Origin of the sequence: Acidibrevibacterium fodinaquatile, assembly GCF_003352165.1 — a bacterium.
Lineage (GTDB): Bacteria > Pseudomonadota > Alphaproteobacteria > Acetobacterales > Acetobacteraceae > Acidibrevibacterium > Acidibrevibacterium fodinaquatile.
In genome coordinates this window covers 3381651-3406827 of record NZ_CP029176.1, presented here as the reverse complement: position 1 = coordinate 3406827, position 25177 = coordinate 3381651, and the positions used below count along the sequence as shown (strand labels likewise).

General features: G+C 65.8%; 24 protein-coding genes. 15 read left to right on the top strand and 9 right to left on the bottom strand.

Annotation, left to right across the window (positions count from 1 at the left end; translation table 11 throughout):
* Positions 1-63: 63 nt before the first annotated feature.
* From DEF76_RS16195 to DEF76_RS16185, 3 genes are all read left to right on the top strand, one after another.
* The gene (locus DEF76_RS16195) at positions 64-1986 is read left to right on the top strand and encodes a peptidylprolyl isomerase (protein WP_114913179.1); all 1923 of its coding nucleotides are present in this window, start codon (positions 64-66) and stop codon (positions 1984-1986) included.
* 46 nt (positions 1987-2032) lie between these two features.
* Positions 2033-3550: an anthranilate synthase component I gene (gene trpE, locus DEF76_RS16190; RefSeq protein WP_114913178.1), complete on the top strand. Its 1518-nt coding sequence runs from the start codon at positions 2033-2035 to the stop codon at positions 3548-3550.
* 100 nt (positions 3551-3650) lie between these two features.
* On the top strand, positions 3651-4229 hold the full coding sequence (locus DEF76_RS16185) for a carboxymuconolactone decarboxylase family protein (RefSeq protein WP_114913177.1): 579 nt from the start codon (positions 3651-3653) through the stop codon (positions 4227-4229).
* Positions 4230-4240: 11 nt separating this feature from the next.
* On the opposite strand, the gene otsB is transcribed toward DEF76_RS16185, so the two are convergent.
* Genes otsB through DEF76_RS16160 form a run of 5 tightly spaced genes read right to left on the bottom strand, consistent with a single transcriptional unit; the run spans position 4241 to position 6610 of the window.
* Positions 4241-4945: a trehalose-phosphatase gene (gene otsB / locus DEF76_RS16180; RefSeq protein WP_114913176.1), complete on the bottom strand. Its 705-nt coding sequence runs from the start codon at positions 4943-4945 to the stop codon at positions 4241-4243.
* Positions 4936-5526, bottom strand: a complete 591-nt coding sequence (locus tag DEF76_RS19525; RefSeq protein WP_162800710.1) for a DUF2155 domain-containing protein — start codon at positions 5524-5526, stop codon at positions 4936-4938. The genes otsB and DEF76_RS19525 overlap by 10 nt, the downstream gene beginning before the upstream one ends.
* A gap of 5 nt (positions 5527-5531) precedes the next feature.
* Entirely contained in the window at positions 5532-5741 is a 210-nt protein-coding gene (locus tag DEF76_RS16170; protein WP_114913174.1) for a hypothetical protein, read from the bottom strand.
* Entirely contained in the window at positions 5738-6250 is a 513-nt protein-coding gene (gene mlaD / locus DEF76_RS16165; protein WP_114913173.1) for an outer membrane lipid asymmetry maintenance protein MlaD, read from the bottom strand. Before mlaD ends, DEF76_RS16170 begins: the two co-directional genes overlap by 4 nt.
* Before the next feature lie 6 nt (positions 6251-6256).
* Complete coding sequence (locus DEF76_RS16160; RefSeq protein ID WP_114913172.1) at positions 6257-6610, bottom strand: NADH:ubiquinone oxidoreductase subunit NDUFA12; 354 nt, start codon at positions 6608-6610, stop codon at positions 6257-6259.
* A gap of 125 nt (positions 6611-6735) precedes the next feature.
* On the opposite strand from DEF76_RS16160, the gene DEF76_RS16155 reads away from it, so the two are divergent.
* From DEF76_RS16155 to fabG, 4 genes are read left to right on the top strand one after another with little or no spacing between them, the layout of a single operon-like run.
* Positions 6736-7923: a beta-ketoacyl-[acyl-carrier-protein] synthase family protein gene (locus tag DEF76_RS16155; protein WP_240319037.1), complete on the top strand. Its 1188-nt coding sequence runs from the start codon at positions 6736-6738 to the stop codon at positions 7921-7923.
* A complete protein-coding gene (locus DEF76_RS16150) occupies positions 7923-8738 on the top strand; it encodes a beta-ketoacyl synthase chain length factor (RefSeq protein ID WP_114913171.1) in 816 nt (271 codons plus the stop codon). Before DEF76_RS16155 ends, DEF76_RS16150 begins: the two co-directional genes overlap by 1 nt.
* The gene (locus DEF76_RS19520) at positions 8735-9181 is read left to right on the top strand and encodes a 3-hydroxylacyl-ACP dehydratase (RefSeq protein ID WP_162800709.1); all 447 of its coding nucleotides are present in this window, start codon (positions 8735-8737) and stop codon (positions 9179-9181) included. Before DEF76_RS16150 ends, DEF76_RS19520 begins: the two co-directional genes overlap by 4 nt.
* On the top strand, positions 9178-9891 hold the full coding sequence (gene fabG / locus DEF76_RS16140) for a 3-oxoacyl-ACP reductase FabG (RefSeq protein ID WP_114913169.1): 714 nt from the start codon (positions 9178-9180) through the stop codon (positions 9889-9891). The genes DEF76_RS19520 and fabG overlap by 4 nt, the downstream gene beginning before the upstream one ends.
* Here the strand turns inward: fabG and DEF76_RS16135 are convergent.
* Together DEF76_RS16135 and DEF76_RS16130 are read right to left on the bottom strand one after the other, a co-directional pair.
* The gene (locus DEF76_RS16135) at positions 9872-11386 is read right to left on the bottom strand and encodes an FGGY-family carbohydrate kinase (RefSeq protein ID WP_114913168.1); all 1515 of its coding nucleotides are present in this window, start codon (positions 11384-11386) and stop codon (positions 9872-9874) included. The two genes, fabG and DEF76_RS16135, sit on opposite strands and share 20 nt — an antisense overlap.
* Positions 11387-11480: 94 nt before the next feature.
* Positions 11481-12431 (bottom strand): sugar kinase, encoded by a 951-nt coding sequence (locus DEF76_RS16130; RefSeq protein WP_114913167.1) that lies wholly within the window; start codon positions 12429-12431, stop codon positions 11481-11483.
* 104 nt (positions 12432-12535) lie between these two features.
* Here DEF76_RS16130 and DEF76_RS16125 point away from each other — a divergent pair, with 104 nt between their 5' ends.
* The 8 genes from DEF76_RS16125 (at position 12536) to DEF76_RS16090 (ending at position 20619) form a co-directional block, all read left to right on the top strand.
* A complete protein-coding gene (locus tag DEF76_RS16125) occupies positions 12536-13507 on the top strand; it encodes a sugar-binding transcriptional regulator (RefSeq protein ID WP_114913166.1) in 972 nt (323 codons plus the stop codon).
* 83 nt (positions 13508-13590) lie between these two features.
* A complete protein-coding gene (locus DEF76_RS16120; protein ID WP_456303845.1) occupies positions 13591-14928 on the top strand; it encodes an ABC transporter substrate-binding protein in 1338 nt (445 codons plus the stop codon).
* Positions 14929-14957: 29 nt separating this feature from the next.
* Positions 14958-15839 carry a carbohydrate ABC transporter permease gene (locus tag DEF76_RS16115; protein WP_240319036.1) on the top strand — a complete coding sequence of 294 codons (882 nt, stop codon included), beginning with the start codon at positions 14958-14960 and terminating at the stop codon, positions 15837-15839.
* The gene (locus DEF76_RS16110) at positions 15836-16651 is read left to right on the top strand and encodes a carbohydrate ABC transporter permease (RefSeq protein WP_114913165.1); all 816 of its coding nucleotides are present in this window, start codon (positions 15836-15838) and stop codon (positions 16649-16651) included. The genes DEF76_RS16115 and DEF76_RS16110 overlap by 4 nt, the downstream gene beginning before the upstream one ends.
* Positions 16652-16668: 17 nt before the next feature.
* Entirely contained in the window at positions 16669-17442 is a 774-nt protein-coding gene (locus DEF76_RS16105) for an SDR family NAD(P)-dependent oxidoreductase (RefSeq protein WP_114913164.1), read from the top strand.
* 7 nt (positions 17443-17449) lie between these two features.
* Positions 17450-18226 (top strand): L-iditol 2-dehydrogenase, encoded by a 777-nt coding sequence (locus tag DEF76_RS16100; protein WP_114913163.1) that lies wholly within the window; start codon positions 17450-17452, stop codon positions 18224-18226.
* Positions 18226-19500 (top strand): class II D-tagatose-bisphosphate aldolase non-catalytic subunit, encoded by a 1275-nt coding sequence (locus DEF76_RS16095; protein ID WP_114913162.1) that lies wholly within the window; start codon positions 18226-18228, stop codon positions 19498-19500. Before DEF76_RS16100 ends, DEF76_RS16095 begins: the two co-directional genes overlap by 1 nt.
* Positions 19501-19527: 27 nt before the next feature.
* Positions 19528-20619, top strand: a complete 1092-nt coding sequence (locus DEF76_RS16090) for an ABC transporter ATP-binding protein (protein WP_114913161.1) — start codon at positions 19528-19530, stop codon at positions 20617-20619.
* A gap of 373 nt (positions 20620-20992) precedes the next feature.
* Here the strand turns inward: DEF76_RS16090 and DEF76_RS16085 are convergent, their stop codons facing one another.
* Entirely contained in the window at positions 20993-24466 is a 3474-nt protein-coding gene (locus DEF76_RS16085; RefSeq protein WP_114913160.1) for an FAD-dependent oxidoreductase, read from the bottom strand.
* A gap of 3 nt (positions 24467-24469) precedes the next feature.
* Positions 24470-24952, bottom strand: coding sequence for a MarR family winged helix-turn-helix transcriptional regulator (locus DEF76_RS16080; protein WP_114913159.1), 483 nt, complete (start codon positions 24950-24952; stop codon positions 24470-24472).
* Positions 24953-25177 lie beyond the last annotated feature (225 nt).

Here is a 25177-nt window from a genome sequence, read left to right as displayed (position 1 = left end):
GGCTCTGGCCTTTGAGCCCGGGCTTTTCTATGGTGCGCCGCCTTCCCCGAGAGGATTTCGTCTATGCTCGCCAGATTTCGTAACCATCTCAATTCCTGGTTCGTCCGGGCGCTGTTTTTGCTCCTCGTGCTCGCCTTCGCGGTCTGGGGGGTGGGAGACGTGGTGCGGCTGATCGGCGGCGATCCGGCGGTGGCGACCGTTGCCGGGCAAAAACTCGACGCGCCGACCGTCGCCAACGCGTTTCAGAGCCAGTTGCAGGCAACCGAGCGGCAGATGGGCGCGGACGCGACGCCGACCCCGGCGATGCGCCGTGAGGTCGCGCTCAAGACGATCGAAATCCTCATCACCCAGGCGGCGATGAACGCCAAGGCGAAGGCGCTGGGGATCGTGGTGCCGGATGCCGCGCTGCGGCAAGCGGTGTTCGCGATCCCGGCGTTCCAGGGGCCGGCGGGCAGCTTCGACCGCCGCCAGTTCGAGATGGTCTTGCAGAAAAATGGCCTCGACGAAGGCCGCTTCCTCGACATGCTGCGCGGCGACATGCGTGAGCAGGAAATCCTCGGCGCGCTCCGCGCCGGCGTCACCCCGCCCGAGACCCTGCTGCGCGCCGTGCTGATCTATCAGGACCAGACCCGCGCCGCCGACGCCGTGGAACTTCCCTTCAACGCAGCAGCACCGCCGCCCGCGCCCACCGAGGCGCAGCTCAAACGCTATTACGAAAACCATCCCGGCGATTTCAGCGCGCCGGAATATCGCCGCATCAAGGCGGTGGTGCTGTCCGCCGACACCATCCTCAAATCGATCACCGTCCCCGAGGACGAGATCCGCCAAGCGTTCGAGCAACGCAAGACGGAGTTTTCCAAGCCGGAAACCCGCGCGATCGAGGTCGTCGTCGCGCGGACCGAAGAGGCGGCGAGCAAACTCGCGATCACCTGGCGCGCCGGCGCGGACTGGACGGAGATGACCAAGGCCGCCGAGCAGGCCGGGGAATCGACCTTGAGCCTCGATGCCGCGACGCCGTCGCAAATCCCGGTGCCCGAACTCGCCAAGGCGATCTTCGCCGCCGAGCCCGGGGTCATCACCGGGCCGCTCAAAACCGATCTTGCTTGGTATGTCGCCCGCGTCGTCAAGGTCAACCCCCCGAGCAGTGAGGGGTTTGATGCCGTCAAAGACCGCCTGCGCGACGAGCTTGCGCGGCAACAAGCCAATGAGCAGCTCGATAAATACGCGACCAAGCTCGAAGATGCGATCGCCGGGAGCGGCGGGCTCGACCAAATCCCCGGCGATCTCGGCGCGGTCGGCATCGCCGGCACGCTGGACGCCGAGGGGATGACGCCAGATGGCAAACCGGCGCCGCTGCCCGGCCCCGAGGCGCTGAACAAGGCGCTGCTGGCCGCGGCTTTCCAGATGAAAAAGGGTGAGCCGCCGCGCCTTGCGCAAACCCGCGACGAAGCCGCCCCCGGCAGCCCGCCGCAGCCGCCCGCCTATTATGCCGTCAGCGTCGAAGACGTCATCGCGCCGACGCTCAAGCCTTTCGAGCAGGTCAAACCCGACGTCACCCGCGCCTGGATCGAGGCCGCCCAACGCCACGCGCAGGAAGTGACCGCAGCGACGCTGCTTGCCGCCGTCGAAGGCGGCCAAAGCCTCGCCGATGCGGCGCTCAAGGCCGGGGTCCGGATGCGGCGCATGCCGCCGGTCAAGCGTTTCGCCGGCGCCGAAGGCGTCCCGGCGGCGCTGCTCGCGCCGCTTTTCGCCTTGAAACCGGGCGAGCCGACGATGATCGAAACCAATGATAGTTTCGTGGTCGCGGTGCCCGCCGAAATCCATGACCCCGACCCCAAGACCGACACCGCCGAATATGAGAAGATCCGCGCCTCGATGCAGAAGCGCCTCGGCGACGACATCGAAGAGATCTATGTCGCCGCCGTCCGCAGCGCTGCCCACCCCGAGGTTAATCAAGCCCTGCTGAACCAGATCGCCGCCCCCTGACCCCACGCCCCAACCGGTCGCCGATGCCGCGCCAGAGGAATACCCGATGACCGCCCCCCCGGAGTTCGCCGCCTTCCGCGAGCATTATGACAGCGGACGCGGGGCTTTGGTTTCCTGGCGCGGGGTCGCCGATCTCGAAACCCCGGTCGCGGCGTTTCTCAAGCTCGCCCACGGCCGACCCAATTCGTTCCTGCTCGAAAGCATCGAAGGCGGCGCCGCGCGCGGGCGCTATTCGATCATCGGTCTCGACCCCGATCTGATCTGGCGCTGCCGCGGTGGTTGCGCCGAAATCAACCGTGACGCTCTGGCCGCACCGCACGCTTTCACCCCCGACCCGCGCCCGCCGCTCGAGAGTCTGCGCGCCGTGATCGCCGAAACCCGCCTCGAAGTGCCGGAAAACCTGCCGCCGATGGCCGGCGGTCTCGTCGGCTATCTCGGCTATGACATGGTGCGGCTGATGGAGGCGCTGCCGAGCGATAAGCCCGATCCGCTCGCGCTGCCCGACTCGATCCTGGTACGCCCGACGCTGTTTGCGATTTTCGATACCGTGAAGGACGAGTTGTCGCTGATCACCCCGGTCTATCCGCAAGCCGGGGTTACTGCCGAAGCCGCTTTCGCCCTGGCGCAAACGCGTCTCGCGGCGGCAGAGGCGGCGCTCAACCGGCCGCTGCCGCACCCGCCGCCGCCGGTCTCCCTGCCGCCGATGGCCGAGCCGAGTTCCAATTTCACCAAAGCGGAATTCATTGCCGCCGTCGAGCGCGCGAAGGAATACATCTTCGCCGGCGATGCCTTCCAGATCGTCCCCAGCCAGCGCTTTTCCGCCCCCTTCGCCTTGCCGCCCTTCGCCCTCTATCGCGCGCTCCGGCGCATCAACCCGGCGCCGTTCCTGTTTTTCCTCGATTTCGGCGGCTTCGCGGTGGTCGGCAGCAGCCCGGAAATCCTGGTGCGGCTCAGAGACGGCATCGTCACCATCCGCCCACTTGCCGGCACCCGCCGGCGCGGCGCGACGCGCGATGAGGATCTCGCGTTGGAGGCCGAACTGCTCGCCGATCCCAAGGAACGCGCCGAGCATCTCATGCTGCTCGATCTCGGCCGCAACGATGTCGGCCGCGTCGCCGAAATCGGCTCGGTGCGCGTCACCGAAAGCTTTTCGATCGAGCGCTTCAGCCATGTCATGCACATCATGTCGGACGTCCAGGGCAAGATCCGCCCGGGGCTCGACGCGGTCGACGCGCTGGTCGCCGGCTTTCCCGCCGGCACGCTGACCGGCGCGCCCAAGGTGCGGGCGATGGCAATCATCGACGAGCTGGAGCCGGTGCGGCGCGGCCTCTATGCCGGCTGCATCGGCTATTTTGCCGCGAACGGCACCATGGATACCTGCATCGGTCTCCGCACCGCTTTGGTCAAAGAGGGCGTGATGCATGTCCAGGCCGGATGCGGCGTGGTCGCCGATTCCAACCCCGAAGCGGAATACGAGGAGACGCGCCAGAAAGCCCGCGCGCTGTTCCGCGCCGCCGAGGAAGCGGTGCGCTTCGCCGCCGATCGCGGGCCGCGGTCAGGATAAAGAGGGGGAGGAGAAAGATTTTGTTCTTTTTTGAAAAAAAGAACCAAAAAACTTTTGTCCCGTTTGCGAGATGGGTAAATTTTATCAGGGAGGAGCGTTTATGACAGCATCCAACACCGGCGCCGCACAGCGCCTGCCCCCGATCGATCCCGCGGACTGGACGCCGGAGCAGAAAAAAGTCGCCGACGACATCGTCTCCGGCCCGCGTGGCGGCATGCCGGGGCCGTTCAACGCCTGGTTGCGCAGCCCCGATCTCGCTGCAAGACTTCAGAAAGTCGGCGAATATGCGCGGTTCCTGACGTCGCTGCCGCCGGCGCTCAATGAACTCGCCATCCTGCTGGTCGCGCGCGACTGGTCGGCGGCTTTCGAATGGTATGCGCATTATCAGCTCGCGATGAAGGCCGGCCTCTCGCCCGCCATCGCCGACGCCATCGCCCAGCGCCGCCGCCCCGCAACCATGAGCGAGGACGAGGCGATGGTGTATGACTTCGTCCATGAGTTGCTACAAAAACGGAACGTCTCGGACGCGGTTTTCGAGAAAGTCCGGAAGCGATTCGGCGAACGCGGCGTCGTCGATCTCATCGGCACCGCCGGCTACTATGTCGCGGTCTCGATGACCCTCAACGTCGCCGGCGTCCCGGTGCCGGCGGGGAGCAGCGTGCCGGGCCTGCCCGATTAGGCGAGGCGGGGTTAGGCAAGGCGGGCGAGCCAGGCGCGCACACCCGCCGGGTCGCCAAACGCCTCGGCAACGAAAACCCCCTGCCCACCCGCTTCGCGTGCCGCATCCATCCCGTCGGCGTCAGTGACGTCGTCGCCGATGAATACCGGCGTCCGTCCGGCGAAGGGCGGGCGGGCGAGCAGAAAACGCACCGCCGAGCCCTTGTCGGCCCCGCGCGGGCGGATTTCCCAGGCCATGTGGGAGGCGAGCAGCGCGAAACGCGCATCCTGATCCACCATCTCGGCGAGCGGCCCCCGAAGCCGCGCCGCTGCCTCGGGAATGGCGCGGTAATGGACCACGAAGCCGCGCGCCTTGGGTTCATAAAGCGCGCCGGGGTGGGCCGCGACCAAGCGCATCGCCGCCTCGCGCCACGCTTGCGGAACGGACGGGAGATCGGGGCGCAAAACCTCGTGCCCGGGCGCAAGGCGAAATACCCCGCCATGCTCGCCTGCCAGCGCCACGGGAAGATCGGGGAGAAAATGGTCGAGATCGGCGAGCGGCCGGCCACTCACCAAGGCGAGCGCACCATCGAGACGCCGCGCGAGCCGCGCGAGGAGATCACCAAGTCCAGGCGGGATGACGACGCTATCGGGCGTCGGCGCCAGTTCGACCAGGGTTCCATCAAAATCGAGCAAAAGCGCAAGGCGCTCGCGCGGCGGCAGATCACTCAGTGGCATGCCAGCACGCGGAGATCGTAAATCGGGTTTTCGAGGATGGCGAGCGCCGGCTCGGCGGCGAACATCCAGCCCGAGAAACCGGGCGCGCCGGGGCGCGCGTCGCTGACCTCAAGAAAGGCGGCGGCGTCCAGCGCCTGATCGGGCGGGCGTGCGAGGCAGGCGCGGACCGCGATGGTGAGGGCGCCGAAATGCCCGCTTTGGCCGACCGGAACCTCGATCCGGGCGACGCGGACATCATGCTTGTCGAGCGCCTGCAAGGTCGCGATACCGCGCGGCTGCCAGTCGGGGGACAGCAACACCGTCTGCGGCGCCGCAGAAGGCGGCGCGGCGGGCGGCGTCATCGTCGTCGCGGGGGGAGCGGCCTCGGGCGCCGGCGTTGCCGCGGCCCCACCGAGCGCCGGCGTGTCGGGCGGCGCGGCCTCGGCGGGCGGCGGCAGCGGTTCGGATTGGATCGCCGTCGGGTCGGAAGGCGGCGGCAAAGGGCGCGGGCCATCGGGCGTTTGCGCGAACAAAGGCGACGAAAGCCACGCGCAGAAGACAAACGCGCAGCAGAAAATAGCGGCGGCGAACCGACGCGCCACCGGCGTCACGCGCCGCGGGGCGATTTCAGCGACGCGACCAGATCGGTCAGAATCCGCCGCGCCGCCGCCTCATCCACCCCCATCAACAAAGCGTCCTCGAACATGTCCTGCATGACGGTTGCGAGTTCCTGATAATTCTCTGCAAGCACGCGCAATTTTTCCCGGCACGCGACCGGCGTGCCATCGCTCTGCGGCCAGATCAGCGGCGCGGTCACGGCTTTGCGCCGTCCCCGCCATCGCCGGTGGCGCCGTGACCGTCGGTCTTGTTGGCGTTGCTCATATTGGCCATGGAAAAGACGAATTTGCCGAGCAGATCCTCGATATTGATCGAGGATTGGGTGATCTTGATGACCCCGCCCGGCGCCAGATCATGATCGTCCCCACCGGGCGAGAGGGAGAGATATTTGCCGCCCAGCAACCCGTCGCTGGTGATGACCGCGCCGCTATCGGTGGGCAGCTTGATGTCGTCGGCAACGGTCAGCGTCACCACCGCCTCGAAGGTTTTCGGGTCGATCGCGGTCGCGGTGACGCTACCGACCTTGACGCCGGCAACCCGCACGTCCGAGCCGACGCCAAGACCGTCGATTCTCTGGAAGCGTGCGGTAAGCGGGTAGCCGCTCCCGGTTCGCTGCCCCGAATGGGCGACGGCAAAGGCGAGGAAGCCGCCAGCGATGACCAGCACGACGGCGCCGGTCAGAGTCTCGACGAAATTGCGTTGCGCCACGCCGTCTTAGCTCCCGGGGCTCCAGGCCTCGTAATCGCCGGTTGCGCGGGCCCGCACGCCGCCCTCGTAATCATGCCCCGGCGGGCGATAGCCCGCCGCCGTGCCGGTGAGATTGGGCCGATGCGGCGCCTGCCACGGGCGGCGCGCGGTCTCAGGCAAGGGGGCGTCAGTCAGATGATGGAGCCAGGCATGCCACTCCGCCGGCACCGCCGAGGCATCCTCGACCGCGCCATAGATCACCCAGCGCCGGACGCGCTGGCCGGGGCGGGGTTTGCGCTCCTCGAAATACTGATTGCCGAGCGCGTCGCGCCCGATCGGGCGGCCGCGGAAGGTGATGAACAAGCGATGCATAAGGTTCATGATGGCCCGACTATAAGCGACAAAACCTCCGCGATCCACCCTGGCGCGCTCGGGCCGCGGGCTGAGCCGCGCCGGCGCGCATCCCTGGTTCTTTTCTTTTCCCGCAATCTGCTAATCTCTCGGCCATGACCGCGATGCCGCCGCTCGCCATCACCGCAACCAGCCTGATCAGCGCCCTTGGGCGGGGCAAAGCGGCGCATCTTGCCGCTCTGCGGGCGCGCCGCGGCGGCCTGGTCGCCAATCCTGCCGCCGGGGTTGCCGGCGGCGGGTTCATCGGCCCCGTCGCCGGGGTCGAGCGCCATCGCCTGGCGCCGCCGCTCGCCGCCTTCACCTGCCGCAACAATGTATTGCTCGATCTCGCGCTCGCGACCGACGGTTTCGCTGCGACGGTCGCGCACGCGGTGGCGCGCCATGGGCCGGCGCGGATCGGTGTCATTCTCGGCACCAGCACATCTGGCATCGCCAGCGGCGAAGACGCCTATCGCGCCCGTGACCCGGCGACCGGTGCCCTGCCGGAAAATTTCGATTTCGCCCATACCCATGATTTCTTCTCCGCCGCGCGCTTCGTGCAGGCCGCACTCGGCCTCACCGGGCCGGCTTTCGTGGTTTCGACGGCCTGCGCATCAGCGGCGCGAGCCTTCGTCGATGCCGCACAATTGATCGCCGCCGGGGTGATCGATGCCGCCGTGGTCGGCGGCGCCGACACGCTTTGCCGCATGACGCTCGCCGGCTTCGCGGCCCTCGGCCTCATCGCGCCCGGCCCCTGCCGGCCCGCGGATGCGGCACGCGATGGGCTTTCGATCGGCGAGGCGGCCGGGTTCGCGTTGCTGGAACGCGGCGAGGAGAGCCCCTTCGCCTTGCTCGGCTACGGCGAATCGAGCGATGGCCACCACATGTCCGCCCCCCACCCCGAGGCACTCGGCGCCATCGCCGCAATGCGCGATGCGCTCCGCCGCGCCGATCTCGCCGCCGATGACATCGATTACATCAATCTCCACGGCACCGGCACCCCAGCGAACGATGCGAGCGAGGATCGCGCGGTCGCCGCGGTGTTCGGCGACCGCGTGCCGGCGAGTTCGACCAAGGGGTTCACCGGCCATACCCTGGGGGCTGCCGGCATCGTCGAGGCGGTGATCGCGCTGCTTGCGCTGGAAAACGGGTTGCTGCCGGGCGGCCTCAATATCGAGCGGGTCGATCCTGGTTTTCGCGCCCAGGTTCTGACCGCCAATGTCGAGCGCGCGATTTCGCGGGTGTTGAGCAATTCCTTTGGCTTCGGCGGCGCCAATGGCAGCCTGATTTTCGGCCGCCGGTGATGCTGCGCGCACGGATTTTCGGGATTGGGCTCTGGGGGCCGGGACTGCCCGGCTGGTCCGCGAGCCGTGGCACGCTCGCGGGCGCGGCGCCGCTCATCGCCGAGGCGCAAGCCCCGCCAGCGCCAACCCTGTTGCCCGCCAATGAGCGAAGACGGGCGGGCCCGGCGGTGCGTCTTGCCCTCACGGTCGCGGACGCAGCGGTGGCGATGGCGCGGGAGGCCGACCCCGCACTCGACCCGGCGCGGCTCCGCGCCGTCTTCGCGAGTTCCAACGGCGAAGGCGCGGTGGTCGACGATCTCCTGAAAACCCTCGCCGATCCCACCGAGCCGCTCGGCGTCTCGCCGACCCAGTTCCACAACTCCGTCCACAACGTCGCCGCCGGTTACTGGAGCATCGCCCAGGGTGGCCGGGCCCCCGCCGATTCGCTCGCCGCCCACGACACGACCTTTGCCGCCGGCTTGCTCAAGGCGTTGGCCGAGACCGTGGCGGAAGCCGCGCCAGTGCTGTTTTGCCTCTTCGATGCGCCGCTGCCGTTTCCGCTCAGCCGCTGCCGGCGCACCGATTTTGCCTTCGCGATGGCCTTGGTGCTCGCCCCTGACCTCCCCGGCGCCGGCGCGTGCGCGCGGATCGCGGCGCGCTTTGAGGCCAGTGAGGCGGCGCTCGCGCGGCCGCGCGCGCCGGCGCTCGCGGCACTGGTCGAGGGCAATCCCGCCGCGCAGAGCCTTGCTTTGCTCGAAACCCTCGCCCGTGGTGAGCGCCGGCGCCTTGCCGCGCCGCTGCTCTGCGGCCATCTCGCGTTCGAGGTGACGCCGTGACATCCCCTCAAGCCTTGCTCGACCGGGCCGGTATCGCCGCCCTGATCCCGCATCAGGGGACGATGTGCCTGCTCGCAGCTTTGCTCGCCTGGGATCGAACGCGGATCACCTGCCGCGCCGTCCCGCCGGCGGCGCCGGACCATCCCTTGCGCCGCGATGGCCAGGTTTCGGCGCTCGCCGGCGTCGAATACGGCTTGCAAGCGGCCGCCCTCCACGGCGCGCTCGCCGGCGCCGCGCCGCGCGCGCCCGGGTTTCTCGCCGCCCTCGACGATGTCGTGTTCCACGCCTCGCCCCTCACCGGCGAGATCATCGTGAGCGCGACGCGGCTTCTCGATGACCCGCGCGGCCTAGTCTATGGCTTCGCGCTCGCGACCGAAAGCGGCGCGCCGCTGGTCGCCGGTCGCGCGGTGATTGTTTTGCCCAACGCGGGAGCGGCGGCATGAGCGCGCAACGTCGGGCGCTGGTGACGGGCGGGACAAGCCCGATCGGGGCCGCGATCTGCCGCCGTCTCGCCGCCGCTGGCTGCGCCGTCATCGTCCACGCCCACACGCAGGCGGCGGCGGCAAACGATCTCGCGACAGAGATCGGCGGCGAGGCGTTGATCTGCGATCTCACCGACGAGCCGGCGAGCCGCGCGGCGATGGCCGCCCTGCTCGCCGCCGAGCCGGTGCAAATCATCGTCCACAATGCCGGCATCCATGACGATGCGCCGCTGGCGGGGATGGATTTCGCCCGCTGGCGAGCGGTGATCGATGTCTCGCTCAACGGGTTTTACGCCGCCGTGCAGCCGCTTTTGCTGCCGATGATCGGCACCCGCTGGGGGCGGATCATCGCGCTCTCTTCGGTGTCCGCCGCTCTCGGCAATCGTGGTCAGAGCAATTACGCCGCCGCCAAAGCCGGGCTCGAAGGCGCGGTCCGTTCGCTCGCGCGCGAAGTCGCGAGCCGCGGCGTCACCGTCAACGCCGTCGCGCCGGGGGTGATCGAAAGCCCGGCGACCGCCCGCGCCCTCGATATGGCGGCGATCAAGGCGCTGGTGCCCGCCGGGCGCGCAGGACACGCGGCGGAAGTGGCCGATCTGGTCGGTTTCCTCGCCTCCGACCAGGCCGGCTACATCACCGGCCAGACCATCGCGATCAATGGTGGGATGGCGTGACCCCTGCCTCGCGTACCGTTTTCAGCGCCGGATAGAGCGCTGCGTACTGGGCATAGATCTCGTCATAGAGCGCGACATTGGCGGCGATCGGCTCGATGCGGCGGCCGGGGCGGACCATCGCTGCGATTGCGTCTTCGATCGTGGCGAAGCGGCCGGCGCCCACCGCCGCCAGGATCGCCGCCCCCAGGGACGGCACCTCGCTGACATCGGGCACGACGACCGGAAGATTGGCGGTATCGGCATGGATTTGCAGCCAGAGCGGCGAATTCGTCGCCCCCCCGCCGGCGACCATTTCGGCGGCATCGAAGCCGGCGCCACGCATCGCATCGACGATGGCGCGCGTGCCGAACCCGATCGCTTCCAAAATCGCGCGGAAGATATGCGCAACGCCATGGTGCAGGGAAAGCCCGGTGATCGCCCCGCGCGAGAGCGAATCGGTGTGCGGTGTGCGGTTGCCCTGGAAGTGATCGAGCGCCAGAACCCCCTCCGCCCCGGGCGGCAGCGCCGCCGCCGCTTCATTGAGCGCCGCGAGATCGAGCGTGCCGCCCATCAGCCGGCGGAGCCAGGCGATGATCGAGCCCGTCGAGGTCTGTCCCCCTTCCAGCACATAGCTTCCAGGATAGACCGCATCCCGATACGTGCCCCAGAGCCCGGGCACGAAGCGCGGCTGCTCGGAAACCCCGAACTGCAAATGTGACGACCCGGTGATCAGCGCGATCTGACCGGGGCGGGCCACGCCAAGGCCGATCATGCCGATGAACGCATCGGCCCCGCCCTGAACCACCCGCACGCGCTCGGGCAGATCGAGATGGCTTGCCGCCGCCGGCGTCAGCCGGCCGATCACCGCGCCCGGCGCCAGCACCTCCGCCGGCCATTTTTCGAGCATGGCGTCGATCGCGAGCGCGCGCACCAGGCTCGCCGGCCAGCCGCCGCGATCGCTCGCGTAATGCCAGCGGACAGAGGCGTTGTTGAGGCTTGCGCAGCGCCGTCCGGTGAGACGGAGCGCGAGAAAATCCTGATATTCACAGATCGTCGCGGCAGGCGCGAAATGCGCCGGCTCATGGCGGGCAAGCCAAAGCGCCTTCGGGATCATCCATTCGGCGGAAACCGGGCCGCGCCCGGCGCCATTGACGACCAACGCGGGATCGCCGGTCGCGAGCACCGCCTCGGCCTCGGCGCCGGCGCGCATATCCATCCACAAAATCGCCGGCCGCAAGGCGCGCCCGCCCTCATCGAGCGCGACCACGGTGCAGCAGGTGGTCGCGAGCGAGAGCCCCTCGATCTGATCCTTCGCGACCCCGGCCTCGGCGACCGCGGCGCGCACCGCAAGACCGAGCGCCCGCCACCAATCCTCGGGATCCTGCTCGGCGCGGGCGCCGGCGGCGAAATGCGTCGGATAGGGGCTCACGCCGTTGCCGAGCGGGCGGCCGGCAAGATCGAAAACCCGCGCGCGCAAACTCTCCGTCCCGCCATCGACGCCGATGAAATATGCCATCTTACGTTCCTCCTATCCGCGCGGCCCGGGGGGACCCACAAATAAAGCATGCCCGGAATTCACGGAACGGGAAAAAGTTTTTTGGTCCTTTTTTTCAAAAAAGACCATTTTTTCGCTCGGCCAAAAACGCCTCCAGAATTGCCTCGTCACTATTGCCTTCCATTGGGCCGCGTTGCGCAACAGCGAGCGCGCCGGCGGCGTTGGCGCGCGCGAGACAGTGCTCGATCGGCCTGTCGCGCAGCCATGAGGCGAGAAACGTCGCGCCGGCGCAATCGCCCGCCCCGGTCGGGTCGATTTCGGTGGTCGCGAAGGGCGGCGCGCTGAGGCGCTGGTTGCGATCGGCATAGCGGCTGCCGGCGGCGCCGAGTTTCAAGAACACCCGGGCTGCGCGCCATGAGAGAAGGGTGGTGAGCGCGGCCTCGACCTCTTCGCCGGGGCAGAGGAAGGCGAGATCGATCTCGCTCGGCATCAGAATATCGCTGCGGCGGGCGATGGCGTGGATCGCCTCGGCGACGCCCGGCGTGCGCAGCAAGGCCGGGCGGATATTGGGATCGAAGGAAATCAGCGCCCCGGCCTGCTCGGCGAGCGCGATCGCGCGGGTGATCGCCGCGATCATCGGCGCCGAAAATAGCGACGATCCCATAATATGGAAAATCCGGCAGCCGGCGAACAGCGCCGGCGTCACGTCCTCGGCGCGAAACCGGCCGGGTGCTGCGTCTTTCATGTGAAACAGGAACTCGCGGCTGCCGTCGGCAAAATAGGTCGCGAAGGCAACGCCGGTGGTTGCGTCCTCGAGCACCCGCACCGCGCTGATATCGACGCCGCTTTGGCGCAGCCGCGCGAGCACCGCTTTGCCGAACGCATCATCGCCGACGGCGCCGGCGATCGCGGTCTTGATCCCGAGTCGCGCCGCTTGGTCGGCGAAAATCGCCGGGGCGCCCGAGGGAAAGGGGCCGAGATAGCGGCCTGGCGCGGACAAAGCCTGCCCCACCGCCTCGGCCAGGACGTCGACCAGCAATTCCCCCACCGTGAAGATCTCGGACATTGTTTTCCGCGCCTCCCCGCAACACCCCCATGATATTGGCAATTATCCTATCGATGAGCAATATCTCATCTCTCGCCGCACACGCGACCCGATGAGGAAAGATCATGGTCGACGACAGCAACGCCCGCCGCCAGCGCCTGGCCCGCGACCGCCTCGATCAGGCGGCGCGTGCCGCGTGGCTCTATTACATCGCGGCGCGCACGCAGGACGAGATCGCCGCCCAGCTCCATGTTTCCCGCCAGACCGCGCAACGTCTGATCGCGCGCGCGGTTGCCGAAAAGCTGATCAAATTCCGCTTCGATCACCCGCTCGGCGAATGTCTCGCCAAGGCCGACCAGCTCACCGCGCGCTATCGGCTCGCCCATTGCGAGGTGGTGCCGACGCTGAACGGCGATGATGGCAGCCTTCCCGGCCTTGCCATCGCGGCGGCGCAGTATTTGGAAACCTGGCTGTCGCAGCCGGCGCCACTCGTCATCGGCTTTTCGACCGGCCGCACGCTGCGCGCCGTCGCCGCCGAGATCTCACCGCTCGATGCACCGCAGCATAAGCTCTTTTCCCTCTGCGGCACGCTCGGCTATGACGGCCGCGCGATGGCCGCCGACCCGGTGACGCGGATCGCCGAACGCACTGGCGCGCAATGTTTTCCGATGACCCTGCCGCTCGCCACCAGCACCGCCGCGGAGAAAGCCCTCGCTGAGCGCCAGCGCGCCTATCAGACATTGCAAACCCTCAATCGGCAGGCGCGTTGTCTCATTCTCGGGGTCGGCCATATCGGCTGGCGCGCACCTTTGCATCAGAGCGGCTTCATCACCGATGCCGAACTCGCGGCGTTGATGGAGGCCGGCGCGATTGGCGAAATCGCCGGCTGTGCCTTCGATACGCGCGGAAGTCGCGTCGTAACCCCACTCGCCGCGCGCATCACCGCGCTCTGGGCTGGGGGCGCCGAGGAGGCGATCCGGGTCGGCGTCGCGGCCGGCGCGGAGAAACTGCCGGCGCTCCGGGCGGCGCTCGCGAACGGGCTGCTGAACGGCCTGATCACCGACGAGACCACTGCGGCTGGCCTGTTGGCGCGATGATCGGTGCTTGACAGGGGAGGCGAAGCTGGCCGAAGGTAACGCCCTCTTCAAGGGCAAATGCCCAGATCCTCGGGAGGAACGCAATGCGTCATCATACGCAGGGAATGAAACACGCGATCGCCGCCAGCGTCATGCTCGCCAGCGGTTTTTGGGTCGGCTCGTCTCTCTCCGCCGCCGCCGCGACGATTACCATCGCCACCGTGAACAACTCCCAGATGGTCGAGATGCAGAAACTCTCGACCCAGTGGGAGAAGGAAACTGGCAATAAGGTCAACTGGGTGGTGCTGGAGGAAAACGTCCTCCGCCAGCGCGTGACGACGGATATCGCAACCCATGGCGGGCAGTTCGACATCCTCACCATCGGGTCATACGAGACCCCGATCTGGGGCAAGCAGAACTGGCTCGTCAGCCTCGACGGATTTCCGGCGTCTTACGACATGAACGACGTCTTCCCCTCGGTTCGAGAGGCGCTCTCGGCCAACGGCAAACTCTATGCGGTGCCGTTTTATGCCGAAAGCTCGTTTACCTATTATCGCAAGGATCTCTTCGACAAAGCCGGCCTTACCATGCCGAGCCAGCCCAAATATGACGAGATCAAGACTTTCGCCGAGAAGCTGACGGATCGCGGGCACGAGCAATATGGCATTTGTCTCCGTGGCAAGCCGGGCTGGGGCGAAAACATGGCCTATCTCGATACGCTGGTGAACACGTTCGGCGGACGCTGGTTCGATGAAAACTGGAAGCCGCAATTGAACACCCCGGCCTGGCACGAGGCGGTGAATTTCTATATCGACATGATGCACAAATACGGCCCGCCCGGCGCCAACTCCAACGGCTTCAACGAAAACCAGGCGCTGTTCGCGACCGGCCATTGCGCGATGTGGATCGACGCGACCTCCGGCGCCGGGCTTCTCTATGATCGCAAGCAGAGCCAGGTCGCCGACAAGGTCGCCTTCACCGCCGCCCCCATCGCGAAAGTGCCGAACGGCGCGCATTGGTTCTGGTCCTGGGCCTTGGCGATCCCGTCAACCTCGAAAAACGTCGCGGCCGCGAAATCCTTCCTGCAATGGTCGACATCGCGCGCCTATATCGAGATGGTCGGCAAGACCGACGGCTGGACGGTGGTGCCGCCCGGGACACGCAAATCGACCTATGAAAACCCAGAGTATCTGAAAGCGGCGCCGTTTGCCGATTTCGTCAAGAATGCCATCATGACCGCCGATCTCAATCATCCGACGGCGCAGAAAGTGCCCTACACCGGCATCCAATATGTCGCCATCCCGGAATTCCAGGCGATTGGCACGACGGTCGGGCAAATGATCGCAGGCGCCTTGACCGGCCAGATGAGCGTCGACGATGCGCTGAAACAGGCGCAGGCCAGCGTTGCGGCAACCATGCAGCAAGCCGGCTACACGCAATAACGCGAGGCTAGGTCTCGGAGGGCGGAGAGGTGCGACGAAAGCCGGCAAAGACGGCGCGGGTCAATACCTTTCCGCTTCTCGCCCCCTCGGTTGCGGCGCTGCTGCTTTGGATGACCGTCCCGCTTGCGATGACGCTGTGGTTTTCCTTTCGCCGCTATAATCTCCTCAACCCGATGTTGCACGGCTTCGCCGGGCTCAGCAATTATCGCTTTCTCGTTGCCGACCCGGCGCTCTCGCATATTCTGCTGACAACCGTCTTTCTGGTCGCTGCCGTTCTCACGATCACCGTAAGCCTCGGCGCGGTGATGGCAGCGTTGTTTGCCATTTCATTTCCGGGTCGCGGCATTGCGCGCGTGCTGATGATCTCGCCGTTCTTCGTCATGCCAACGGTAAGCGCCTTGATCTGGAAAAATCTTCTGATGCACCCGGTGAACGGGCTGTTTGCCGCGATTGCGCGCGGCCTCGGTTTTCCGGCGATCGACTGGTTCGGAAGTCTGCCCCTCACCTCCATCATTATCATCGTCTCGTGGGAATGGCTGCCCTTCGCCTTCCTCATTCTGCTCACCGCCTTGCAATCGCTCGACCAGGAACAACTCGAAGCGGCGCGCCTCGACGGCGCCGGGCCGATCGCGATCTTCTTTCATATCCAAATCCCGCATATGGGGCGGGCGATCAGCGTCGTTGTCATGATGGAGACGATTTTTCTTCTCGGTATTTTCGCTGAAATCTATGTGACCACCGCGGGCGGACCAGGCATCGCAACCACCAATCTCCCCTTCCTCATTTATCAGCGCGCGTTGCTTGCCTTCAATGTCGGCAGTGCGTCAGCAGCCGGCGTGATTGCCATCGTGCTCGCTAATATCATCGCCGCCTTCCTCATTCGCACGATCGCCAAAAGGCTCGACGTATGAGCAAGGCGCCGCAACGTCTCGCCGCCGCGATCGCCTGGCTTGCGGCGCTGCTGAACTTTTTTCCAATCGCTTGGATGGCGCTTGCGAGCGCCAAAACCGAGGTGGAGGCGATCGCCTCTCCGCCGCTCTTCCTCTTTGTTCCCACCCTCGACAATTACCGCGCGATTTTCGCGGAGCAGGATTACGCGAGCTTCGCGTTCAATAGCATCGTGATATCGGTCATCACGACGCTGCTCATGCTTTTGCTCGCGGTGCCGGCGGCGTTTGCGATGGCGTTTTACCCGGGCGCGAAAACGCGCGATCTCTTGCTTTGGATGCTATCGACGAAAATGCTACCAGCGGTCGGCGTTCTCGTGCCGATCTATCTTCTCGCCCGCGATCTTGATCTTCTCGACACGCTGAGCGCACTCGTCATCGTCAATACGCTGAGCAATCTTCCCATCGCGATCTGGATGCTTTTTACCTTCTTTCGCGAAACGCCAAAAGACATCATCGAAGCCAGCCGTATCGACGGCGCGAGCGTTCTGCAGACCATTTTTCTCGTGCTCCTGCCGCTCGTCCTGCCGGGAATCGCCTCGACCGCCCTGCTTTCGATCATTCTCTGCTGGAATGAGGCATTTTGGAGTCTCAACCTCTCGGCCCACAGCGCCGCACCGCTCACCGCCTTCATCGCCTCTTTCTCCGCACCGCAAGGCCTATTCTGGGCAAGGCTCTCTGCCGCCTCGGTCCTCGCGATCGCGCCCATTCTCGTCTTCGGCTGGATCAGCCAGCGACAGCTGGTTCGCGGGCTCACCTTCGGCGCCGTCAAGTAACGGAAGGAATACGCTCAATGTATCTGCAGAAATATGATTTGCACGGCCGGGTCGCGGTGGTTACCGGCGCGGGGCAGGGGATCGGGCTTTGCGCCGCGCAGGCGCTTGGCGAAGCGGGAGCGACGGTGGTGATCGCCGAGAAAATTCCCGAACGCATCGCGAGCGCGGTGCAGGAACTGGCGCAAGCCGGCATAACCGCGCATGGCGCGCCGCTCGACGTAACGGACTCGGCAGCTGTCGAGGCATTCGCCGAAAACGTCGTCAAAGATCACGGCCATATCGACATTCTGGTGAACAATGCTGGGGTTGCGGTCAGCGATGTTCGCGCGGAAGACACCACCGACGCGCATTGGCGGATGCACATGGCGGTCAACCTCGACGGTCTGTTTTATTGCTGCCGTGGGTTCGGAAAACGCATGCTGGAGCGGGGCAGTGGCGCCATCGTCAATATCGGTTCAATGTCGGGCTTCATCGTCAACAAGCCGCAGCCACAAAGTTTTTATAACGCGTCGAAAGCCGCCGTTCATCATCTGACACGCTCGCTCGCCGCGGAATGGGGGGCACGCGGCGTGCGGGTCAATGCCGTCGCGCCGACCTATATCGAAACGCCGCTGACCCGGTTTGGCATGCAGAATGGCGAGATGTACAAGACCTGGCTCGACATGACGCCAATGCGCCGCGTCGGCCAGCCAGAAGAGATCGCCTCCGTCGTGCTCTTTCTCGCCTCCGATGCCGCGAGCCTGCTGACCGGCAGCATCGTGCTCGCCGATGGCGGCTATACTTGCTGGTGAGGGCGACATGAACGGAAAGCTCGCCGATAAAGTCGCCATCATCACCGGTGGCGCACGAGGCATCGGCGCCGCCGTCGCCCGACGCTACGCCGGGGAGGGGGCGCGCGTCGTGGTCGCGGATCGCTTGTTGGACGAAGCCAAATCCGTCGCCGCGGCGCTCGGCCATGGCGCCTTCGCCGTCGCACTCGATGTCACCGATCCGCAATCGATCGCCGCGATGGCGGCGGAAGTGATCTCACAGGCGGGGCAGATCGACATTCTCGTCAACGGCGCGGCGGTGTTCGATCTCGCGCCGATCACCGACATTACGCGTGAAAGCTACCACAAAGTCTTCCGGGTGAATGTCGAGGGGCTTATTTTTACGCTGCAAGCGGTTGCGCGGCAGATGATCGCGCAAGGGAAGGGCGGCAAGATCGTCAATTTCGCCTCACAAGCGGGCCGGCGCGGCGAGGCGCTCGTTGCGATCTATTGCGCGTCTAAAGCCGCGGTCATCAGCTTTACCCAAAGCGCAGGTCTTGCCCTGATCAAGCATCGGATCAATGTCAATGCGATCGCGCCTGGGGTCGTCGATACGCCGATGTGGGACGAGGTCGATGCCTTGTTCGCGAAATACGAAAATCTGCCGCTCGGTGAGAAAAAACGCCAGGTCGGCGCGGCGGTGCCCTATGGCCGCATGGGGCGGCCGGAAGATTTGACCGGCATGGCGGTGTTCCTCGCGAGCGACGATGCCGAGTACATCGTCGCGCAAACCTATAATGTCGATGGCGGGAATTGGATGAGTTGATGTCTTTCACGCCGCACCCAGGGTTTTTTCGAACCCTTGTCGCCCGGCGGGGACAGGGCGGCGTCGCCTCTCTTTGTTCCGCGCATCCGATGGTGATCGAGGCGGCCTTGGCGCGCGCCGCCCGCGCTGGCAATTCGGTGCTGATCGAAGCGACCTGCAATCAGGTCAATCATCGCGGCGGCTATACGGGGGCAACACCGGCGATGTTTCGCGACTCCGTCCTGGCGGTTGCCGAGAAGCAGGGCGTGGCGCCGGCACAGATCATCTTCGGCGGTGATCATCTCGGCCCGTTGCCTTGGCGGGACGCGCCGGTGGCAACCGCCCTGCGTGAGGCGGAGGCCTGCGTTCGTGCCTTTGCCACGGCAGGGTTTGCGAAAATTCACCTTGATGCCAGCATGGCCTGCGCCGACGAACCGCCATGTTTGCCGGAAATCGTCATCGCCGAACGCGCTGCCCGCCTCGCCGCCGCCGCCGAGGACGCGGCGCGCGACGCGGGTTATGCGCCGCCGCACTATGTGATCGGCACCGAAGTCCCGCCGGCTGGCGGCGGTCATGGTGATGCGGGCGCGATTACGCCGACAACACCGGAGGCGGCGATAGCGACGCTCGCGCTCCATCACGAGATTTTCGCGCGATGCGGTTTGCACGACGCGATCACGCGGATCATCGCGATCGTCGTCCAACCCGGCATCGAATACGATAATTTCGGCGTCATGCTTTATCAACCGGCGCAAGCGCGCGCGTTGTCGAACGCCCTGTCCCGCATGCCGGGTTTGGTTTACGAGGCGCATTCGACCGATTATCAACCGGTTTCGGCGCTGCGCGCTTTGGTCGCCGATGGTTTCGCTATTCTCAAGGTCGGCCCGGCCTTGACGTTCGCGCTCCGGGAAGCGCTTTACGCGCTCGATTCGGTTGCGCGCATCCTCGATGGCGACGGCGCGGAATCGCTCGTCACGATCATGGAAAAAGTGATGCAAGAGACGCCGAAATTCTGGCAGAGTCATTGCATCGGGGACGATCGTTCGCAGAAAATCCAGCGCCATTATGGCTTCAGCGATCGGATTCGCTATTACTGGTCGTCGGATGCCGCCGAAGCGGCGGTGACAGCGCTACTTGCTCGTTTCGCGATGTCGGATCTGCCAAAGCCCTTGATGCATCACTTCTTTCCGGCCTTGCGGTCGCGCGTTTTGGCCGGCGAAAGGTTTTCCGGGCGAGCTTTGGTTCTTGCCGCGATCGACCAAGTTCTCGATGAGTACGAGGCTGTCCTTGGCTGAGACATTTCAGAGTCTGGAGGTGACGTCGTGGCCGCGGTGACAATCAGGGGCGTCCGCAAACTCTTTGGTCCCGTCGAAGTCTTGCATAGTGTCAACGTCGATATCGCCGACGGCGAATTCGTCATTCTCGTCGGTCCCTCGGGTTGCGGCAAGACCACTCTACTCAGGATGATTGCCGGGCTCGAAGACATCAGCGATGGCGAAATTCTGATCGATGGGCGGCGGGTCAACGATATTCCGCCGAAGGCGCGCGATGTCGCGATGGTATTTCAGAACTACGCGCTCTATCCGCATATGACGGTGAGCCAAAACATGTCGTTCGCGCTGCGTCTTGCACATGCGCCGGCGGCGGAGATCACCACGCGGGTCGCAAAAGCCGCGCAAATCCTCGGTCTCGAGACGCTTCTCGAACGCTTTCCGCGGCAGCTTTCCGGCGGCCAGCGCCAGCGGGTCGCGATGGGGCGGGCGCTGGTGCGTGACCCGCAGGTGTTTTTGTTCGATGAGCCGCTTTCCAATCTCGACGCCAAGCTGCGCATGCAGATGCGCTCGGAAATCAAGGAACTGCAGCAGCGTCTCAAAACCACCACCGTCTACGTCACCCATGATCAGATCGAGGCGATGACGATGGCGGACAAAATCGTCATCATGCGGAGCGGCCATGTCGAACAGATCGGCTCGCCTCTTGCGCTCTATGACCGGCCGGAAAATCTCTTCGTCGCCGGGTTTCTCGGCTCGCCAGCGATGAATTTCATTGCCGGCACGCTCAATGATGGTGCGATCGTCAGCGCCTCTGGTCTGCGCTGGCCGCTGCCACCCGCCGTCGCCGCGGCAAACGCACAAGACACAGGCCGGCGCGTCGTCTACGGCGTGCGGCCCGAGCATTTCCGTCTTGGAGGCAATGATTTTTCGGCGCGCGTGCTGGTGGTCGAACCAACGGGCTCGGAAACCCAGGTGTTGCTCGATATCGGTGGCGAAAAGCTGACCGCGGCGTTTCGCGAGCGGATTCCGGTCGGCGCCGGCGAGATGCTCCCGGTCTCGATCGACGTCGCGTCGGTGCATGTCTTCGACCCAGAGACGGAGCGGCGTTTGGACCTGCCAGGGGAAGGTAGTCGCTCGTGAAAAATGGACTTTGCTGATCTGGTGGTGAATTTTTAGGGACGGGCAATATTGGAATGTGCAAGGTGTCGCTGGAAGGCGGGTTCGAGGCTGTGACCGACCGTTTGCCCCTGCCACAACCAGCGCCCTGATTCCCTAGAGCGCGATCGGTTTACGTCGATCACGCTCTACACCTATTTTGGCGAGCAAGTTGGCCGGTTTTGATTGAACAGGATGGTTCAATCAAAACCTACCTTGCTCTAATACCAGCCAGCCGAAAGAATGACACGTTGCTTGAAGACGGCTGGTTGGTATCTTTTTGATGTTGCGCGCAGCCGCCACACCAACCCTGCGCGCATACCGGTCAGCGATTTCGCTGACCGGTATAAAACATAATTTATCCGATGGCCTCTTCGACCGCGGGCGACCCGCGCAGAGCGAGCCGCCGCAATGCGCGGTCGATCCAGTGCGCGGTCAGTTTTTCCTGAAGACTGTTCTGACGCAAGCGCTCGGCGAGCGCCGGGAAATCCACCCGGTCCAACCCCTGATCCTGGTTGAAGCAGGAAAAAACAACACTCCGCTCGCCGCTCACCGGGTCGATCTGTGGCTGCAAGCATTGCGCGCAGACCTCCTTCATCATGCACTGCATCGGCGAGTTGATCGAGCCGATGGCGCTGTGGCCGGGCTTGAGGAACGGCGCGAGCACGCCATGCCGCGCCGCCCCCACCGCTTGCATCATGCGGTCAGAGCCGATGGCGATGAGGTGCTCGCACGCGGCGAGCGGCACCTCCTGTTCGCCGAGCCGGCCCTCGCCATAGGCCACCATGGCGGCGACGATATTGCCGACGAAGCTGCGATCCTGCGGCCGGGCCGGGGTGAAGCCCGGCGCCTCATCGCAGCACCAGACGATGACGTCGGCGGCACGCTCGATCTCCTCGACCTTGTAGCGGTCGATCATCTTCTTATAGCCGGCGAAATAGAGCACGCGCGTGCCACGCGCACGGAGGGCTGCGCCGATGCTGAACAGCACCGCATTGCCGAGGCCGCCGCCGACGAGAGCAACCACACTCTTTTCCGGCAATTCGGTCGGCGTTCCGGTTGGCCCCATCAGGACGACGCGCTCACCCGGCGTGAGCGTCGCGCAGAGATCGGAGCTGCCGCCCATCTCGAGCGCGATCACCGCGACCAGGCCGCGCGCCGGGTCGGTCCAGGCGCCGGTCATGGCAAGCCCCTCCATCGCGAGCAGGGTCTCGCCGATCCCTGGCTCGGTGAGGCGCGGGGCGAAGCGCTCGTAATTCTGCAGGCGAAAAAACTGGCCGGGGCGGAAGGCGCGCGCCGCCGCCGGGGCGTGCACCACCACCTCGACGATGGTCGGCGTGAGGCGGTTGACAGCATGCACGCGCGCGACCAGCGCCTCTTCGCAACGCGCGATCACCGCGGCGGCATGATCCGCGGCGGGCGGGCGCTCGGCGAGCACGCGCGAGACCACCGGATAGCCGCGCCGCGCGCTCCCCATCGCTTTGACGACATTGCCGAAGAAACTCGGGTGAAGGTCGCCGAAAAAGCTGACGAAGCGGCCATCGGGGGCGCGGTGCATCAGCACTTCGGCGCGTTCCGGCTTGGCGAGGCCGCGAACGGGTGTCACCGGCGCACCATCCTCGCCGATCGCTTGGAAATAGCGGCCATCGAGGGCGATGCGCCCATCTTCGCGCGCGAGAACGGTGTTGGGCTGGGTGCCGGCGGCGACCAGAATGGCGCGCGCCGGCAAGACCACCTCGCTGCCATCGCCGCGCCGGCAGCGTAGAGACGCAGCGTGGCCATGCTGATCGACCGTGACCGCGACCGGCGTCAGCCCTTCGGCGAAACGCACGCCCTCCTCGAGCGCCTTCGCGACCTCCTCGTGATTGAGGGTATAGGAGGGCGCGTCGATCAGCCGGCGGCGATAGGCGATGGTGGCGCCACCCCAGGACTCCAGCAGCGGCGCGAAATGCGGCGCCCGACCGGAAGCCGCCGCCGCCGCGCGCTCGGCGCGAATGGCATCGGCATGGGCGAGGAATTCGGCGGCGATCTCGCGCTCCTCCGCCGACCAGGTGGCGCGCACCGCGTCCACACCGCGCTCGGCGATCAGGGTTTCATAGCGGCGGGCGAATTTTTCCACCTGGCGGACGTAATAGGCGAGGCTTTCGGTCGCGGTGTCGATCGCGGTGAGGCCGCCGCCGATCACCACCACCGGGAGACGGATTTGCAGATTGGCGATCGAGGAGAATTTCGCCGCCCCGGTCAATTGCAGCGCCATCAGGAAGTCGGAGGCTTGGCGCACCCCGCGCGCAAGCCCGTTCGGCACGTCGAGCACGGTCGGCCGCCCCGCGCCCATGGCGAGCGCGATGTGATCGAACCCCATCGCCCAGGCATCGTCGATCGAAAGCGTCGCCCCGCCTCCGAAACGCACGCCGCCGAACATCGCAAACCCCGCCCGCCGCTCGAGCAGCAGGCGGATCAGCTTGAGATAGTTTTTGTTCCAGCGCACCGTGATGCCGTATTCGGCGACACCGCCGAACCCGGCCATCGCCCGGTCATCGAGATTTTCGAACAAGGTTTCGGCGTCGCGGATCGGCGCATGCGGATCGAAGCCGAGCGGCTCGATCTTGAGCCCGTCGATCGCAACCACGCTATGGCCGTCATTGAGCAGATGATGGGCGAGCGTGAACCCGGCCGGGCCGAGCCCGACGACGAGCACCGCCCGCCCGCTTTGCTGGCGCGGCAGCGGACGGCGGATATCGAGCGGGTTCCAGCGGGTCAGCAGGGCATAGATCTCGACCCCCCAGGGCAGCGCCAGAATATCGCGCAGAACCGAGGTTTCGGCCTGGGGAATATCGACCGGATCCTGCTTCTGATAGATGCAGGCTTTCATGCAGTCATTGCAGATGCGATGCCCGGTCGCCGCCATCATCGGATTGTCGATGGCGATGATCGCGAAGGCGCCGATCGCCGCGCCCTCGGCGCGGAGCGTGTGCATTTCGCTGATTTTTTCTTCGAGCGGACAGCCGGCGAGGGTGACGCCGAAGGGGGATTTCTGGAATTCGCCGCTTTTGCGGTCGCGCAGACCCTTCGAGCAGGAATCCTTGCCCTGATTATGGCACCAGATGCAGTAATTCATCTGATCGAGCGCCTGTTGGTCGTTCATCCCGGGATCGGTGAGCGCGAAGCCATCGCGGGCGCGCCAATCATGCTCGGGAAGACGCAGCATGGTGACGCCGTCGCGGAGAATGGTTTCGACGGGAACGAGACGGGCGGGATCGGGCTTGTGCGGCACCTTGAAAAGCGTGCCATCGCGGTGCCGCGCTTGGCCGGCGTCACTCAGCACCGCCCAGGCGGCATAGCGGCGCGCGAGATCGAGCCCTTCCTCGTCGCCGCCGGCCTCGAACCCGGTGACGGCGGCGGCAAAGCCCGCCTCGGTCAGCGGCGCACCAAGTTTCGCCTCGAATGCGCAGCGCAGCGCCTCGCCGTCGAACCCCGCCGCCTCGGGAAATTGCCGCACCGCTTGGCGCTGGACGAAAAGCCGCTTGCAGGCATGGATCGGATCGAGCGCATGGGTGCGGCGGGCAAGCGCCTCGACCTCGGCGCCGATGCCAAACAGGTTTGCAACGAACCGATCGAGATGGCGGCCGAGCGCGATGACGAGATCGCTCTCATCCTTGGGCGCGAGCGCCTCCGGGGCGGCACGCGCGGCCAGCAGGCGCGTCGCCAGCGCCGGCTCCTCGGCGCCGAGGGTGGCGAGAAACGCCTGATCGAGCTGGATCAGCCCCTCCCGCGTCGCGAGCGACGGGAAATCGAAGCCGAGGCCGAGCGTGGGGGCGGGGTGTTCTAGCATCGTTCAGATCAACTTCTTGAGAAGAGCGAGAAACAAAGGTCGTTCCGCCGGCGAGAGCGGCGCCAGGGTCGCTGCGGTGATTTCGGTTGCGCATGCCACGGCTTGCCGCGCCACTTCAAGCCCTGCCGGGGTTGCGCGGAGCACATGGGTGCGGCGGTCAGCGGGGTCGAAGGCGCGGGTGACCAACCCGCGCGCGACGAGACGTCGGACGACGCCCTGGATCGTCGCCGGATCCATCGCGGCGAGGCGGCCGAGGCGGTTTTGCGTCACCGCGCCGCAGGTGACGATTTTGATGAGGGCGGTGAACTGGGTCGGCGTCAGATCGCGGGCACCCATCATTTCCTGAAACAAAGCGGCGTGGCGCTGATGGGCGCGGCGGAGCAGGAAACCGGCCTGCGCTTCCACCACATAGCCCCCCCAAGCCGGGGTGTCAGCGGCAGCGGCCTCATCGCAAGCGGGCGCGCCTACGCCGGCAGCCTTGGTCATCGCTTTCACTCGCTTTCGCCAAGCCCGCCCGCCCTGGCGTCAGGCGCGGGACAGGAGCAGGTATCGTTTGTATACAAATAATCGACCCGGCGCGGGGGAGGCGTCAAGAGGCTTGAAAAGGCGATTATCTGGTTGACGAACACGGAACAAGATATGGACGTAGCCCCGCATAATGCTACCCTGGGCGAATGTCAGCAGCGGTCCGCAATCGGGATATCCGGACGA